Origin of the sequence: Sphingomonas leidyi, assembly GCF_011761945.1 — a bacterium.
Classification (GTDB): Bacteria; Pseudomonadota; Alphaproteobacteria; order Sphingomonadales; family Sphingomonadaceae; genus Sphingomonas; species Sphingomonas leidyi.
Map to the genome: position 1 here is coordinate 2,036,637 of NZ_JAASQV010000001.1, position 14,751 is coordinate 2,051,387.

Genomic DNA, 14,751 nt, shown 5'->3' on the forward strand with positions numbered 1-14,751 from the left:
CGAGCCAATCGTCGCTACAGGGAGTGGGAAGCGATGGAAGTTCCGGAGATGCACGAAGGCCGGCGCACGACGCGGCGGGAGATGCTGCTCGCGGCGGGGGCGACCTGCCTGGTCGCCGCCGCGCCGCAGACCGTTCCGGCGACCGACGCGGACGGGGTGCCCGACGTCGCGGGCAAGGACCGGCGCTGGGATGCGGATATCGGCATGCTCGGCGAAAAGTCGGGCGGCCAGGGCTATTCCACACGGCTGCCGCGCGGCACCTGGGTGCACGCCTCGCGCTCCAATCTCGATTATGCGCAGCGCCTGCTCGATACCGGATCGGCCGCTGGGCTCGCCCGGGCCGAACTGGTGATCGGCAAGGTGATCGCCCTGCAGGACATCGATCCGGCGAGCCCCACCTATGGCATCTGGTCCTATTATCGGGAGGAAACGCTCGCCCAGATGGATCCGCCCGACTGGAACTGGGCGGACTTCAACGGTGCGCGGCTGACCGCGATGATCGGCCGGCACGGCGACCGGCTGAACCCTGCCCTCGCCGCGGACATGCGCAAGGCGATCGGCCGCGCCGGCGAGGCGATCATGCGCCGCGATGTCGGCCCCGCCTATACCAACATCTCGGTGATGGGCGCGCGGGTGACGCTGGCGGCGGGCGAGCTGATGCGGGACCCGAAGCTGCTCGCCTATGGCCGCAAGCGGCTGCTCGGCCTGCTCGACTACACGCGCGAGCAAGGTTCGTTCAACGAGTATAACAGCCCGACCTACACCATCGTCGCGCTCGAGGAGATCGAGGCGATCCTCTCCTTCGTGCACGACGCGCAGGCGCGTGCCGCCGCGGCCGAGCTGCACCGCATCACCTGGGAGATGATCGCCAGCCATTGGCATCCCGGCACCAACCAATGGGCCGGCCCGCATTCGCGCGCCTATTATGACCGCACGCCCAATCCCACGCTGGACGGGCTCTCGGCCAGGCTCGGCCGCCCCCTGCGCCCCGGCGTGGCGGTGCCGCCGCGCGAAGTGCCGATGCTGCCCTGCCCGCCCGCGCTGGCGCCGCGCTTCGCGGCCCTGCCCGAGCGCGAGACAGAGGTGCGCCAGCGCTTCATCCGGGCGGCGGACGATGCCCAATCGGTCCGCGGCACGACCTGGCTGGACGATGCCGCCTGCCTGGGCTCGGCCAATGCCGAAAGCTTCTGGACGCAGCGCCACCCGCTTATCGCCTTCTGGCGCACCGCGCGGCGCGGACCGACCCCGGTGTTCCGGGTGCGCTGCGAGAAGGATGGGCGCGATTTCGCCTCGTTCGGCATGGTCGCGGCGCAGCGCGCACAGCGCGTGCTGATGTCGGCGCATCCGATCGCCAATTCGGGCGACTGGCACATCACGCTCGATCGCGCCGCCAGCTTTCCCGGGCAGGAACTGCAGCTGCGCTTCGTCCTGGACGGCCCCGGCGCCACGGCCCGCGCGCTCGACGAATATAGGGTCGAACTGGTCGCCGGCGAATGGAAAGCCGTGGTCCATATGGGCCCGGCGATCTGGAACAACGGCGCCGGGGCCCAGGGCCGCTGGGCGATCGAGAAGCGCGAGGGCGCGGCGCATGTCGCCTATGTCGTGCCGCTGGGCGGCAGCATCGCACCGACTGCGCTCGGCCGCACCTCGATCCCCGCCGCGATCGAGATCCTTCCCGTCGCGGCCAGGCCGAGCAAGGACCGGATCGAGGTGACGCCACATGCCGGCAGCCGCATGCTGCGCTGGAACGGCATCGAGCTGGTCGCGCCGGTCGGCCCGCCCCCGCCGATCGCGCGGATATCGTGAGCCTGCCGGCACCGCGCTTCGCCGGGATCGATGCCGGCGGCACGAGTTTCAAGCTGGCGGTGGCGAGCGACCTCGACACCATCCATGCCGAGACTCGCATCCCGACCACAACGCCCGAGGAGACGCTCGACCGTGTCGGCCGCTGGCTGGCCGAGCAGGGTCCGCTCGCGGGCATGGGCCTGGGCGCGTTCGGGCCGGTGGGCATCGCGCCGGGGACAAATCACGGCCGGCTGTTCGTCACGCCCAAGCCCGGCTGGAGCGGGATCGACCTGCTCGGCCCACTCGCCCGCCATGTCGATGCGCCGATCGCCCTCGATACCGACGTCAACGCCGCCGCGCTCGCCGAGCAGCGCCTGGGCGCGGGTCGGGGCGTCGAGAGCTTCGCCTATGTCACGATCGGCACTGGCGTGGGGCTGGGCCTGGTGATCGGCGGACGGACGGCCCGCAGCCGCCTGCATCCCGAGGCAGGGCATATCTTCGTGCCGCATCATGCCGGGCGCGGCGATTTTCCGGGCGTCTGCGCGCTGCACGGCGACTGTGTCGAGGGCATGGCCTGCAGCGCCGCGATCGAGGGGCGCTGGGGTGCCAGCCCCGACAACCTGGCCGATGGGCATCCCGCCTGGGAGATGCTCGGCCATTATCTCGGCCATCTCGCCCTGAATGCCGTGATGGTCGCGGGGGCCGACCGGGTCATCCTGGGCGGCGGGATCGGCACCCGCCCGATCCTTGCGATGCGGGTCACCCGCACGCTCGACCGGCTGATCGGCGGCTATGGCGCGATCACCGAGGCGCGGGGCGGCGTGGAGGCGATGGTGCGCACCGCCGCGCTCGGCCCGCGCGCCGGCATGCTCGGCGCGCTGCTGCTGGCGATGGACGCGGCGGCCTAGACCGCCGCCGCGGTACCTTCCCGATAGACCGGCGCCGCGCCGGGCACCTCGAGCTGGCCAGCCCAGAGCTTCGCCGGCGGCTGGCCGGTGAGATCGCCGACGACCGCCGCGGCCTCGCCCTTGGGCGGCGTACGATCGCCCGCACGGAAGCGCGCAATCTCCGCCATCAGCATCGAATGGGTATGCTCGTTGAGCCGGAACCGCCGGGCGATGGGGATGCCGAGCGCCAGCGCCAGCAGCGGGCAGAGCGTGAGCGCGCCCAGGATCGCGAGCTGCGCACCGTGCGGCTGGCTCGCCGCCAGCGGCCGGAACCCGCCCGCTTCGAGCAGCAGCCCGACCAGCATCACCGCGAAGGCGCCCACGGCCTTGCGCACCATCGTCATCACCCCGGCGAAGATGCCCTCGCGGCGCTGGGTGCTGACGATCTCGTCGACATCGGCGACATAGTTGTAGGTGTTCCAGGGAATGTAGACGAGGCCGCCGCGGCCGATCCCCGCGCACATCGCGACGGGATAGATCCACCAGAGCGGCGCCGGAAACCCGGGCAGCGCCAGTGCCGCCATCAGCAGGATGCCGATGGCGGAGAAGGCGGCGGCGAGCTGGAACGCCGGCCCCGGATGGAGCCGCACCGTCAGATGGACGAAGGTCGCCGCGGACACGAACTGAGTCGCGGTCATCACGCCGAGCACGGTCGAGGCGGTGGCGACGTTCGCGCCGAGCACGAAGACCACATAATAGCTGAGCACCGCGATCAGCACGTCATTGGCGGTGAAGCCGCTGAGATACATGCCGAGGTGCAGGCGGAAGGCGCGGATGCGCAGCGTCAGCGCGATGTTGCGGAAGATCTGCATCGGCCCGAACGGCGCCGGCGCGGGCACCAGCGCGTCCTCGGGCCGGCGCTCGCGCTCCCAGGTGAACAGATAGGTGGTCAGGATCGCGCCGATGAAGATCAGCGTGAAGATGCCGCCCATCAGCAGGAAGGTGTCCGCCGTGGCGTCCCTGGTGCCGCCGGTGATGAAGCGCGGCAGCACGCTCGCCAGGAACACCGCCGCCTGCCCGGTGAGGATGCGCGCGCCGGCAAAGCGTGCGCGGGTGCGATAATCGTCGGACATCTCGGCGGCGAGCGTCTCATACGGGATCAGCACCGCCGCATAGACGATCTCGAAGAACACATAGGTGGCGAGGTAATAGAGATAGGTCTGGCCGCTCACCCACATCAGCGCGAAGCTGGGCATCAGCGGCAGCGAGAAGAGCAGGAACATCCGGCGCCGGCCGAAACGCCTGGCCAGCCGGCTATTGCCGATCGTGTCCGAGACATGGCCGATGAACGTGCCGCCCACCGCATCGAGGATACGGGCGATCGCGAAGATCGAAGTCGCCTCGACCGCGCTCAGCCCGCAGAAGCTGGTGTAGAAGAACAGGATCCAGCCGCCGATGACCGCCATCGCGCCGCTGCCGAACAGATCGGTGATGCCATAGGCGAGATAGGTATGGGGGCGGACCTGGCGCGGGGCACGGACGGCCGGCGCGCTCATCGATGCAGCCTCCGCACTTCGTCGAGCGCTAGGATCGCCATCGCCTGGCCATAGGGCATGGTGGTGATCGGGACCCGCTTATATTCCTCCACGGTCGCGAAGATCGGCGTGCCGAACGAGACCTGGGTGAGTTCGCCCTGTTCGTCGACATGGGCGATCACCGCCTCGGCCGCGCGCAAGCCCGTCGCGAGATAGTCGGCGGGCAACAGGCCGAGCCGCACTGCCTTGAGCACGCCATAGGCGATGCCGGCAGTCGCCGATGCCTCGCCATAGGATTCGGGATCGTCGAGGATCGTCGGCCACAGACCGTCGGCGCGCTGGCAGGCCCGCAGCGCCGCGACCTGCGCCTCGAGCGTGGCGAGCAGGAAGGCGCGCAGCCCGTCGCCTTCGGGCAGGTCGAGCAGCTCGACAAAGTCCGGGATCGCCATGGTGATCCAGCTGTTGCCCCGCGCCCAGAGCGCGGCGGACAGGTGGTTGCGCCCGTCAAAGGTCCAGCCATGGAACCACAGCCCGGTCGCCCGGTCGGCGAGATATTTCACGTGCAGCATGAACTGCCGCTTCGCTTCCTCGACATAGGCTGGGCGGCCGAGCAGCAGGCCGATCTTGGCGAGCGGCATCACCGTCATCATCAGCGTGTCGTCCCAGAGCTGCTGATCGTTGGCGAGGTCGATGACGACGTGCTGGAAACCGCCTTCGTCGGTGCGCGGCAGCGCGTGCATCGCCCATTCGGCCCATTCGGCGAGCAGCGGATGCCAGCTGTCGTCCGCGCTCCACTCGGCAAGGCAGGCAAGCGCGAGCATCGGCGCCATGGTATTGATCGTCTTGGTGACCGCCGGCTCGTCGAAGCGGCGGCGGAACCAGTGCTCGACATGGCCGCGCACCAGCGGATCGCGGCCGCGCTCGTACATGCGCGCCAGGCCGTACAGCCCCACGCCCTGGGTCCAGTCCCAATTGTGCCAGCTCTTGATGTCGTAGCGCCGGCCCTCGATCACGCTGACCAGGAATTCGCCGCCGGCATCCTCGATGCCGACCAGGCTGCGCACCAGCGCCGCCATCAGCGAATCGATCTCCGCGACGCCATGCCGCGCACGGAAGCGCTCCGTCCCGTCGGTCTGTGCGAGAGCGCCCTGTCCGTCCTGCATCCCGTCCTCCATTTTCGGCGGACCTAGACCCGATCGCGGTCGCTGTCCATGAACTTATAATGTCATCATACCATTTATCGGTGCACCGGGGGATGGTTGCGCGGGACGTGGCAACCGCGTTACTGGTCTGACCATATGGCGATAATCAAAATGCCCGAGCGCCGTTCGATGGCGGCAGACCTGGTCGACCAGCTGCGCGAGAAGATCCGCAGCGGCGAGCTGTCGCCCGGCGACAAGCTGCCGACCGAACGCGCCCTGGTGGAGGACCTCGGCATCAGCCGCACGGTGGTTCGCGAGGCAGTCGCGCGCCTCTCGGCCGAAGGCTGGGTGGAAGCGCGCCAGGGATCCGGCGTATTCATCAAGGAGCCGCCCCAGGCCTTCCAGATCGACCCCAACGAGCTGGCCGATCTGCACGACGTGCTGCAGCTCCTCGAACTGCGCCTGGCGGTGGAAACCGAGATGGCCGGGCTGGCCGCCGAGCGGCGCACCGATGCCGACATCGCCGAGCTGGAGAAATGGCTCGAGATATTGCGCGATGCCAGCACGTCGGAGGATGGCGGCGTGAAGGCGGATGCCGCGCTGCATGCGAGCATCGCCCGCGCCACGGGCAACCAGTATTTCGTGCGCTTCGTCGAGTTCCTCGGCTCCAAGCTGGTGCCGCGGCGCGATGCCGCCATGGTGAAGCGCACCGAGGAGAAGCAGCGCCGCTACCTCGACACGATCCAGGAAGAACATGCCGCGATCGTCGACGCGATCCGTGACGGCGATGCCCGGGCGGCACGCAGCGCCGCGCGCCGGCATCTCGAGCGCAGCCTGAAGCGTGCCCGGCGCATCGCGGACACGGTGGCGGACCTGCCCGCCCTCGCCAGCTAGGCGGGATCCGCCGACGCGTCGCCGCGCGCGAGGAAATCCTCCAGCCGCGCCCGTGCATGCTCCAGATGCCGGCGCACCGCTTCGCGCGCGCCATCGACGTCGCGGCGGGCGATCGCATCGACCAGCGCGACATGCTCTTCATGCACCCGGGCAGTATAGGCGCCATCGTCCTCGGCCGACTGCCGGAGCAGCCCGCGCCGCGGCACCAGCCCCATTTCCAGGAATTCGAGGAACCGGCCGAAATAGCGGTTGCCCGATGCCCGGGCGATGACGCCGTGCAGCGCCTCGTCCGCGGCGCTGCCGTCGCCGGTCGTGGCAACGTCGAGCGCGATGCGCTGGATCAGCACGCGCATCTCGGCGACATCCGCCTCGCTGCGCCGACGCGCGGCCAGGCCGGCCATCTCGATCTCCACGGCAAGGCGCAGCTCGAGCAGCCGGCGCACCTCGACCAGATCGTCGAACTCGCCATGCGACACATGAAAGGCCGTAGTGCGCGGTTCGGTGACGAACACGCCCGATCCCTGGCGCGGCTCCAGCAGCCCCTCCGCAGTGAGCCGGGCGATCGCCTCGCGCACCACGGTGCGGCTGACGCCCGATCCCTCCACCAGCTCGCGCTCGGTGGGAATGCGATCGCCGGGGGCCAGCGCGCCCGATTCGATCTGGCGGCGCAGATGATCGACCAGCTCGGAGGCGAGCGACCTTTTCGGCCGCATCTTCAATTCCATCCGCTCCCCCTTGTGCCTTGTCGATCCGCGCGGGCTAGCCGAAATATTCATGCTTGTCACTGATTGTTCATGTCATATGATGACCTGATAAAAAGACGCACCACGGACGAGGACTCCTTCCCCATGCGCATGCTGATTGCCGCGACGCTTCTGGCGGGCACCGCCACCACCCTCGCCGCGGCGGGTCTCCCCACGCAGGAAAAGCCTGCCGCCACCAATCCCTGGGGCGCCGATCCGGCGGCGGGCGGGCGCGAGCTCGACGCGATGTGGCCGCGGATCGCCCAGCCGGACGAGCAGGTCGGCATCCGCGGGGTCTTCCGCTTCGCGCTGGAAAGCGCCGGCCTGAACTGGCGCCCCGAGCGGATCGCGCCCGCGCTCGATCTCGCGCGGCGCATGCAGGATCTCGACCCCGCGTCGAAGACCTATGGCAATTTCCGCTGGCGCTACGGCCAGAGCGGCGTGTTCGACATGAACGGCGTCGAGTTCGGCATGTTCCAGGCCGGCCTCCTGCACCGCCTGTTCCGCGACCGGCTGCCCGCCGATGCCCGGGCGAAGCTCGAGGCACTGATCGATACCGGCATCGCGGGCATGCAGCGCCATGCCGTGAAGCTCGACTATACCAACATCTACCTGACCCAGGCCGCCAACCTGATCCTGTGCAGCGAAGCCGTGAACCGTCCGGAAATCGCGGCGCAGGGCTATGCGCGGCTCGACGCCTGGCTGGCCTTCACCGCCGAGCACGGCGTCACGGAGTTCGATTCGCCAACCTATTACGGCATCGACATCGAGGCGCTGGCCGCGATCGCCCGCCATGCGGCACGCGCGGAGGGGCGCGCCCAGGCCGGCGTGGCGCTGCGCTATTTCTGGGCGGACGTCGCGGCCAATTGGTGGGCGCCGGGCGACCGGCTTGGCGGTGCCAACGCGCGCAGCTACGACTATCTCTGGGGCCGCGGCTATCTCGAGGCGCAGACCTGGCCCGCCGGCTGGCTGCGCGCCCGGCCGGAGCTGGAGGGTGCGGGCTGGATCAACGGGCCGCGCGCCAATCTGGTGTCGATGCTCGATGCCGCCGAATGGGGGCCGGACCGAGCACAGGCCGATGCGCTGCGCCGGCAGGTTCCACGCATCGTCGTGCAGAAATGGGGTGCCGAGCCCGAACGCGTCGCCATCCAATATATCGGCCGGTCCTTCAGCCTGGGCTCCGCCGGTGCCGGCCGGGGCGGCGATGATCGGATGCTCGTCGGCAATATCGGCGACACGCCCGACTTCGCGCAGATGATCCTGTTCATGGACGGCCGCGGCGACCCCTTTGGCCGCAACAAGCAGGCCGAACGCCAGGGCGCAATGAAAGCGCTGCACCTGGTGCCCTTCCTGGCGACGGTCCAGCGCGGCCCGGAGATCCTCCAGCTGCTCGCCGCCGGCCCCGGCGTCCGCATGAACAACGGCGATGGGCTCGAGCGCCTGCTCACCCAGTTCACCATCCCCAGCCAGGCGGAGATCTGGGTGGACGACAAGCGCGTCCAGGCGGGCACGCCCAAGGTACCGATGCGGATTCCCGCGGGCGCCCTGATCTCGGTCCGCTGGAAGGATGCGGTGATCGGCGTGCGCATCCTGCTTGCAACCGCCGCCACCCCGGCAGGCGGCGACGCGGCGATCGAACTGGTCCGCGAAAGGCCCGGCGACCCGGCTTCCCGCCTGACCATCGTCCATGCCGCCCGGGCGCCAACCGGACCGGGGCTCGCGGCGCTGTGGCTGCGCGGCGCCGAAGGGATCGATACGCAGGCCTTTGCCCGCTGGCGCAAGGCCTTCGCCGGCGCCGATGCCCGTGCCGAACAGCAGGATGGCATAGTACGTCTCGACGTCGCCGGGACGCAGGGCCGAATGCGGATCGAGGCGGCGCCCGCCCTTGGGAAGCGCATTCTCGCCGAAGGCGGCGAACCTGCCCCGAAGCTCCTGAGCGTGAACGGCAGGGAGATCGGATACCCGATCCTGGCGCGTGCCACCCAGAGCGCCGGTCCCTAGCCCGGATGACCCGATATGATTACGGGACAGCTTCCGGAAGCGCCGATCGGGCAAGAAAAAGCCCCGCCAAGTCGTTGGACTTGCGGGGTTTGTGTGTGCGGTTGGTTGCGGGAGTATGCAACCATCTTTACATGCGGGCCGGCACTCGCCTCCTCGGATCAGCCGATGTTATGGAAGTCGCCAGGAAGATAAGTGAGCTCCCACAAACGGGCTTGTTGTTCCACGCGGCTGCCTAGGCCTATCCAAGCAAGATCATGCCAACGGTCTTCATAACGGCTGGGCTGCGGCCTCCGACGTAGTCGGCTCAATGCCTGAAATTGGGCCGGCTTCGGACTGGCGGTTCTCGGACGATCGACATAGGAAAGCTGCCGTCCCCGGTCAGCCAAGGCGCACGGCCGCTATCGACCAGAGCTGGTCGTTCATCTCATCTCTGGTGAACGTCCGATCCTGACGGAAGCCGCCTATTGAGGCCGGTCATACTGGCACTCACGTCACTTCAATAAAGCTAGTGAATGGCCTGACGCATTAGTCACTAAAGCAATAGCGGCGATCCTAGCAGTGGAATGATCGGCTAATTGGATACATCTGCATTCCTCCAGGCCGTTGCCGTTGCTATAGGATTCGCGGGGTAACTTCATGGGGGATTTCAGATCGATGGCCGAGCGTGCGTTGGGCAAGACGCTCGATCTGATGGAGCGCACCGTTAGCTTGGAGTTTGGAGTACTTGGCGGGCGCGTCTTTGCCTACCATGCCCAAGGTGATAGCCCCGATCGCCAGACCATCGAACTGAAGTGCGAGCAGAGTGGCAGCTTCCTGACCGGCTCCAGTGTCATTATCGGTGATGAGCATCACGAGCGCGTCAGCCTGTTTGCCGAGGATGAGGAAGACGGGGATGAGAGCAAGCCGGTCGAAATGGAAGAAGGCTGGCAGCTAAACCAGATCACCACAATGCTGAATATCCATGAGGTTGACGCCGACTGGATCGCCGAAAGCGCGGCCAAACATGACGGGAAATCACTCGTCGGTCGTTTCGAGTATTTTCCTCGCATCAACACCGACGATGGCGTCGTCAACGACAAGCGCCCCAGTGTGTCCGCATGGATCGGCGTAGGCCCAGAGACATTCCGGCTCCTGCGTGAACGTATGCTCGATTTCAAGAAATGGGATTTTACCATCGCGATCGAAGTGCTGTTTCCCGACGGCACGGTAGAGGGCAGCTTTATGGGGCGCACCGTTCGATGGGATGGCGGCAAGCCGCTCAATGTGCAGAGCGCCCGCATCGTGTGGATAAAGGAGGATTGGTCCCCCGACTTCCATGCGAAGGAGCGCCTTGCACCGCGGCCGAAGGCGGGCGCGCCCTATGACCCGCCACGGGAACACCTCGAACTGGTCAGCCGGATCGAGCGCCTTGAAAGCCAGATTCAGAAGTTGGCTACGCCCATGTGGGCCGCAGCCGTTCTGCTGCTCGTCCTTATATTCTTGATGAAACGCTGAGGGGTCGTGACAATGGATTGGGCCGTCGGACTTCTCATCGTCGGTGGCATCGGCTGGCTTATTTTTTCCGGCATAGGAACGCCGCGCCCATCGCAGAGATCGAACGGGTGTCCGCGACGATCACGATGAACAAACGACGACTTTTGGCAATGACGACCGACCGGTCAAACGGCCGGAATGAGGGCGCTTAGCCGCCGACGGCGTCCTGCACGCGAGCCGAGTCTCTTCTAACCGTTGCGACTGCGTCGGCGAAGACTATCAGGCGTCGTGGCGCGCCGATTCAAGTTACGGCGCTGCTCGCTCGATCGCCGCTACGTCGCGCGACAGGAAGGGCATCGTCCGTTGCGCGATCCGCAATTCGTCGAGCGCCGCCTCGCGTCGACCGAGCGCGAGCAGCGCGCGCGCCAGCGAATAGTGAAACTCGCCGATATCCGGATGTGCGGCGACCAGCCGCTCGGCCTCCTGCCGCGCCTCTCGGGCAAGGGCGGCATCGCCGACATGGCCCAGCACCAGATCGGCCTTGACCCGGACCAGCAGCGATTGGACGACCGGAAGCGCACCGCGTTCGGCCAGCAACCGTTCCAGGATCGACCGCGCGGCGATCAGGGCTTGCCGGTCGCCTCGCCGCCAAAGCCCGAAGGCGCGGGCGTAATCACTCCGGACGGCATCGGGTTGCACCGGCATGCCCTCGTCGCCCAGTTGAAGCGACAAGGCGGTTATGACGGCATAGGCATTGCTGGCGAAATGGGTGAGCGAGCGATCGACGCTCGCAGGATCATAGCGATAGGATTCAGCAAACAGAACCGCGCTCGACGGACCATCGAGCAGTTCGGTCGACAGGCGCAGATCATTGCCGTCGCGATCGAGCGCAAGCCTCGCCAGCAAGGACGGCGGTTTGCCGGGCGTTGGCCGATCGAGCACGCGCACGCCGTCGATCTTCGACAGATCGCGAACAAGACTGCGCCTGGCCCCTTCCCAACCGGCGGGATCGACGTCGGCGGGGGGCGCCAGGCTTTCGACCAGCAACGTGGGAACGAGTGCAGTGCCCGTCGGCCGCGCCAGCAGATGGACGGCCACTGCCGCCATTAAGGCCAGCGCGGCAGCGACGGCCGCCAATATGAAGCTGCGGTCGTCGCGGCGCTCCGGCGTTTCCACCAGGCCGATGGAGAGTGTCGTGCGATAGCCGATGTTGCGCACCGCCTCGATCGCGTGTTCCGGAACACCAAGTGGTGCGAGGCCGTCGCGCAGGAGCTTGACACGCTGCTTGATGGTCTCACGCGTCACCTGGGCCTGCCACACGGCACTTTCGATCTCGGCATATGTGACATCCGCGGGCGCGCGGCTGGCGAGCAGGTCGATCAGCCGGAACGACAGGTCCGGCAGCCGCACTTCGCGCGATCCATCCCGGACCGAACGCCGCCGACGGCATAGTCGCAACAACGGCGCGTCGGTGTCGGTCTCACGCATTTCACCAAATTTCACTTTTCTTTTCTTGCCGGCCGCGCGGCGGCGGCGGCAGTCCGGTTGGCGCAGAGCCGACCTGCGCTCCCATCAAGCCATGTTCGAGGTACCATGAGATCGCCCTTCACGCTGAGTGCCTTCATCGCGCTTACCCTGTTCGGGTGCAAGGCGTCCGCCGAGCCGACCCAAGCCGATACGGCGACGGCCCGCCGCATCGCCGACTCCATACTTGCCGCGCAGATTGAAGCGAACGGCGTGCCGGGCATGGGTGCCGCGGTATGGCGCGGCGGCGCGCTCGTCTGGAGCGGCTCGGTTGGGCAGGCCGATCGGGAGGCGCAGCGGCCAGTCACCGCCGATACGGTGTTCCGGCTCGCCAGTGTGTCGAAACTCTTCGCCGTGACCGCGGCCGCGAAATTGCGTGAAGCGGGAAAGCTCGACACCAATGCGCCGATCGGCCCCCTGTTGCCGTGGCTGCCGGGCCGGTGGCCGCCGATCACCAGCGCGCAACTGGCTGCGCATATCTCCGGATTGCCGCACTATCAGCGGGTCGACGATGGCCGCGGCGGGCACGCGTTCAAATCGGTCCGCGAAGCGGTCGGCCTGTTTCAGGATCGCGCGCTGCTCAGCGCGCCCGGCACACGCTACGAATATTCGACCTGGGGCATTACGCTGCTCAGCGCGGTGGTCGAGCAGGCGGCGCACCGTCCGTATCTGGACTACCTCGCTGCACAGATCACTCCTGGGCTGAAGATCGGCGCCGATCGCACGGGTGCGGACCCGAACGCCTCGGTCGCTTATGCCTTTGCCGACGACGGGCGGGTCGTTCGCGCCGCACCGCATGACTATAGCTATAGCTGGGGCGGCGCTGGATTGTCCGCCACAATGCCCGATCTGGCGCGATGGGGCGGGCAAATCCTGAACGGCAAGGTCGTCTCGCCAGCGACGCTCGACTGGATGCTGACCCCGGCGAAGCTGGCCGACGGCAGCGATGTGCGGGAAGGCCGCTATGCGATCGGGTTCGGCTGGCGGACGCTGCGCGACAGTGACGGCCAACGCATCGCCTATCATGCCGGTATCGCGGAAGGGGCGCGGAGCGCGCTGGCGCTCTACCCGACACACGGACTCGCCGTCAGCCTCGGCTCGAACGCGATATGGGTTTCGGCGATCGAGCAGACCGCACAGATGCTCGCCGCCCCCTTTCTTGCCGGCCCCCTTCCTACGGGCGTCAGCGCGGTAGACTGCCCAGCCGGGGTCACCGGATATCGCGGCAGCTATGCCGGCCAGGAGATTTCCGGGTCGGCGTCCTTCGGTCTGCGCGATGGCCTGTGCACGGGCACGGTAGCATTGGAACCCGGCAATCCGTTCGGCGCGTGGTTGAACAGCTTTCCCCAGCGTAACGCGTCGGCGCTGGCGCTGATCGGCGTCGAGCCGAAGCGCGGCGGCCGCTTCGCCCTGGTCACGCCGATCGGCGTCTATGACCTGCGAAGCCCCGACGGCCGCCACTATTCGGCTGCGCTGGGCGGCAGCCGCATGCTGACCCTGACGCTGCAATAGCGGCGCGACTGAACCGGGAGAATTCGATGATCCGTATCGCAATCGCCGCCGCCTTGCTGACGGCCGCACCGAGTGCGCAGCCCCCCTACGGACAGGCCGCGGCCAAACGCGACGTGCGCGCGGTGATCGAGACGTTCCGCACCGCAATCATCCGCCGTGACAAGGCCGCGTTCCTGGCCCTGTTCCACGGTCCGGTCATCTGGCAAGGCGTCGATAGTGACGCGCTGGCGGCCAGGTCGAAGCGGACGCCCGGCGTGGACATGAAGGCCGCCTTCGATCCGGGCAAGACGCCGGCATCCTTCATCGAAGACATTGCGAACGAAAAGGACGGCAGCGAGGAACGCTTCGACAATGTGGCCATCGATACCGATGGTGACATCGCTTCGGTAACCTTCGACTTCGTCTACCTGCTCGGCGGCCGACCGATAAACGCCGGAAAGGAGGCGTGGCATCTCGTGCGTACCGAGCGCGGGTGGAAAATCGTGTCGGTAATCTACTCCAACCACGATCCCGTCTAGGTTTGTAAATGCCCGCCTTTGCCCCCGCGACAATGGCTCGCAGACCGCCAGGAACGCGACCGGAGGAATGACCGTTTTCAGGGCATTAGGTAGGATGCGATCATGGCTGCAATTGGGGCGCGTAGCGGTCATAGGGGAAGAGGATCTCTTCCTGTCTGCGACGATGTGGCGGCCCGATGCAGGCGATGGCAGACCGGCTAATCCCTTGCTCGCTTTCCAGGAGCACACCAGGCCGGGGAGAAGCTGCCAGTATCGCGAGATGGTTCGGGAAGGACATTTATCGCGCCCAGCATGCGGCATGCTGCAGGATATCCTCCTCGATATCGCCGGTCCGTAGTTTGGCGACGAGCAGGAGCTGGGCGAGTTCCGCCCTTCCGACGATGCTGGCGCCGGAAACGGCCTCATCGCGATAGCCTGCGGCCAGTTCCGACTGCTGCCGATCGGCGAACCCGCGGCAAAGGCAGGCGCTTGATCGATTGCGGGCGCGCTGCGGGGCCGCGAGAGGTTGCGGGGTTGGGGGCGCTGGTTCGGGCCTGCGGCTCTTAAGGGATTGATTTTGCTGGTAAGTGATTGATTTTGTTGGAGCGCGGAGGTTGGGCAAAGAAAAACCCCGCCAAGTCGCTGGACTTGCGGGGTTTGTGATTTGTGTGTGGTTGCGGGAGTAGGATTTGAACCTACGACCTTCAGGTTATGAGCCTGACGAGCTACCGGGCTGCTCCATCCCGCGGCACCAAGGG

General features: G+C 67.2%; 11 protein-coding genes and 1 tRNA gene. 7 read left to right on the forward strand and 5 right to left on the reverse strand.

Annotated elements, in window-relative coordinates; translation table 11 throughout:
- Nucleotides 1-33: 33 nt before the first annotated feature.
- Both FHR20_RS09610 and FHR20_RS09615 read left to right on the forward strand, forming a co-directional pair.
- Entirely contained in the window at nt 34-1,806 is a 1,773-nt protein-coding gene (locus FHR20_RS09610; RefSeq protein ID WP_167299285.1) for a hypothetical protein, read from the forward strand.
- Complete coding sequence (locus FHR20_RS09615; RefSeq protein ID WP_167299286.1) at nt 1,803-2,693, forward strand: ROK family protein; 891 nt, start codon at nt 1,803-1,805, stop codon at nt 2,691-2,693. Before FHR20_RS09610 ends, FHR20_RS09615 begins: the two co-directional genes overlap by 4 nt.
- Here FHR20_RS09615 and FHR20_RS09620 read toward each other — a convergent pair.
- Together FHR20_RS09620 and bglB are read right to left on the reverse strand one after the other, a co-directional pair.
- A complete protein-coding gene (locus FHR20_RS09620) occupies nt 2,690-4,228 on the reverse strand; it encodes an MFS transporter (protein WP_167299287.1) in 1,539 nt (512 codons plus the stop codon). The genes FHR20_RS09615 and FHR20_RS09620 overlap by 4 nt on opposite strands.
- Complete coding sequence (gene bglB, locus FHR20_RS09625) at nt 4,225-5,370, reverse strand: beta-galactosidase BglB (RefSeq protein WP_167299288.1); 1,146 nt, start codon at nt 5,368-5,370, stop codon at nt 4,225-4,227. Before bglB ends, FHR20_RS09620 begins: the two co-directional genes overlap by 4 nt.
- A 150-nt stretch (nt 5,371-5,520) precedes the next feature.
- Here bglB and FHR20_RS09630 point away from each other — a divergent pair, with 150 nt between their 5' ends.
- Complete coding sequence (locus tag FHR20_RS09630) at nt 5,521-6,243, forward strand: FadR/GntR family transcriptional regulator (protein ID WP_167299289.1); 723 nt, start codon at nt 5,521-5,523, stop codon at nt 6,241-6,243.
- Here FHR20_RS09630 and FHR20_RS09635 read toward each other — a convergent pair.
- Nucleotides 6,240-6,968, reverse strand: coding sequence for a FadR/GntR family transcriptional regulator (locus FHR20_RS09635; RefSeq protein ID WP_167299290.1), 729 nt, complete (start codon nt 6,966-6,968; stop codon nt 6,240-6,242). The genes FHR20_RS09630 and FHR20_RS09635 overlap by 4 nt on opposite strands.
- A 123-nt stretch (nt 6,969-7,091) precedes the next feature.
- On the opposite strand from FHR20_RS09635, the gene FHR20_RS09640 reads away from it, so the two are divergent.
- Both FHR20_RS09640 and FHR20_RS09645 read left to right on the forward strand, forming a co-directional pair.
- On the forward strand, nt 7,092-8,987 hold the full coding sequence (locus FHR20_RS09640; RefSeq protein ID WP_167299291.1) for a hypothetical protein: 1,896 nt from the start codon (nt 7,092-7,094) through the stop codon (nt 8,985-8,987).
- Nucleotides 8,988-9,641: 654 nt separating this feature from the next.
- A complete protein-coding gene (locus FHR20_RS09645; protein ID WP_167299292.1) occupies nt 9,642-10,481 on the forward strand; it encodes a hypothetical protein in 840 nt (279 codons plus the stop codon).
- A gap of 285 nt (nt 10,482-10,766) precedes the next feature.
- Here the strand turns inward: FHR20_RS09645 and FHR20_RS09650 are convergent, their stop codons facing one another.
- Complete coding sequence (locus tag FHR20_RS09650) at nt 10,767-11,948, reverse strand: winged helix-turn-helix domain-containing protein (RefSeq protein WP_208413462.1); 1,182 nt, start codon at nt 11,946-11,948, stop codon at nt 10,767-10,769.
- A 105-nt stretch (nt 11,949-12,053) separates the two neighbouring features.
- Between FHR20_RS09650 and FHR20_RS09655 the strand changes: the two genes are divergently transcribed.
- Together FHR20_RS09655 and FHR20_RS09660 are read left to right on the forward strand one after the other, a co-directional pair.
- Nucleotides 12,054-13,496, forward strand: coding sequence for a serine hydrolase domain-containing protein (locus FHR20_RS09655; protein ID WP_167299294.1), 1,443 nt, complete (start codon nt 12,054-12,056; stop codon nt 13,494-13,496).
- 26 nt (nt 13,497-13,522) lie between these two features.
- Nucleotides 13,523-14,014, forward strand: coding sequence for a nuclear transport factor 2 family protein (locus FHR20_RS09660; protein ID WP_167299295.1), 492 nt, complete (start codon nt 13,523-13,525; stop codon nt 14,012-14,014).
- Between the two features lie 650 nt (nt 14,015-14,664).
- Here FHR20_RS09660 and FHR20_RS09665 read toward each other — a convergent pair.
- Nucleotides 14,665-14,741, reverse strand: a tRNA-Met gene (locus FHR20_RS09665).
- Nucleotides 14,742-14,751: the final 10 nt, after the last annotated feature.

Excerpts from the sequence above, each read along its gene's own strand:
- FHR20_RS09610 (WP_167299285.1), top strand. The coding sequence starts at position 34 with ATGGAAGTTCCGGAGATGCACGAAGGCCGGCGCACGACGCGGCGGGAG.
- FHR20_RS09620 (WP_167299287.1), bottom strand. The coding sequence starts at position 4,228 with ATGAGCGCGCCGGCCGTCCGTGCCCCGCGCCAGGTCCGCCCCCATACC.
- bglB (WP_167299288.1), bottom strand. The coding sequence starts at position 5,370 with ATGCAGGACGGACAGGGCGCTCTCGCACAGACCGACGGGACGGAGCGC.
- FHR20_RS09630 (WP_167299289.1), top strand. The coding sequence starts at position 5,521 with ATGCCCGAGCGCCGTTCGATGGCGGCAGACCTGGTCGACCAGCTGCGC.
- FHR20_RS09635 (WP_167299290.1), bottom strand. The coding sequence starts at position 6,968 with ATGGAATTGAAGATGCGGCCGAAAAGGTCGCTCGCCTCCGAGCTGGTC.
- FHR20_RS09640 (WP_167299291.1), top strand. The coding sequence starts at position 7,092 with ATGCGCATGCTGATTGCCGCGACGCTTCTGGCGGGCACCGCCACCACC.
- FHR20_RS09645 (WP_167299292.1), top strand. The coding sequence starts at position 9,642 with ATGGCCGAGCGTGCGTTGGGCAAGACGCTCGATCTGATGGAGCGCACC.
- FHR20_RS09650 (WP_208413462.1), bottom strand. The coding sequence starts at position 11,948 with ATGCGTGAGACCGACACCGACGCGCCGTTGTTGCGACTATGCCGTCGG.
- FHR20_RS09655 (WP_167299294.1), top strand. The coding sequence starts at position 12,054 with ATGAGATCGCCCTTCACGCTGAGTGCCTTCATCGCGCTTACCCTGTTC.
- FHR20_RS09660 (WP_167299295.1), top strand. The coding sequence starts at position 13,523 with ATGATCCGTATCGCAATCGCCGCCGCCTTGCTGACGGCCGCACCGAGT.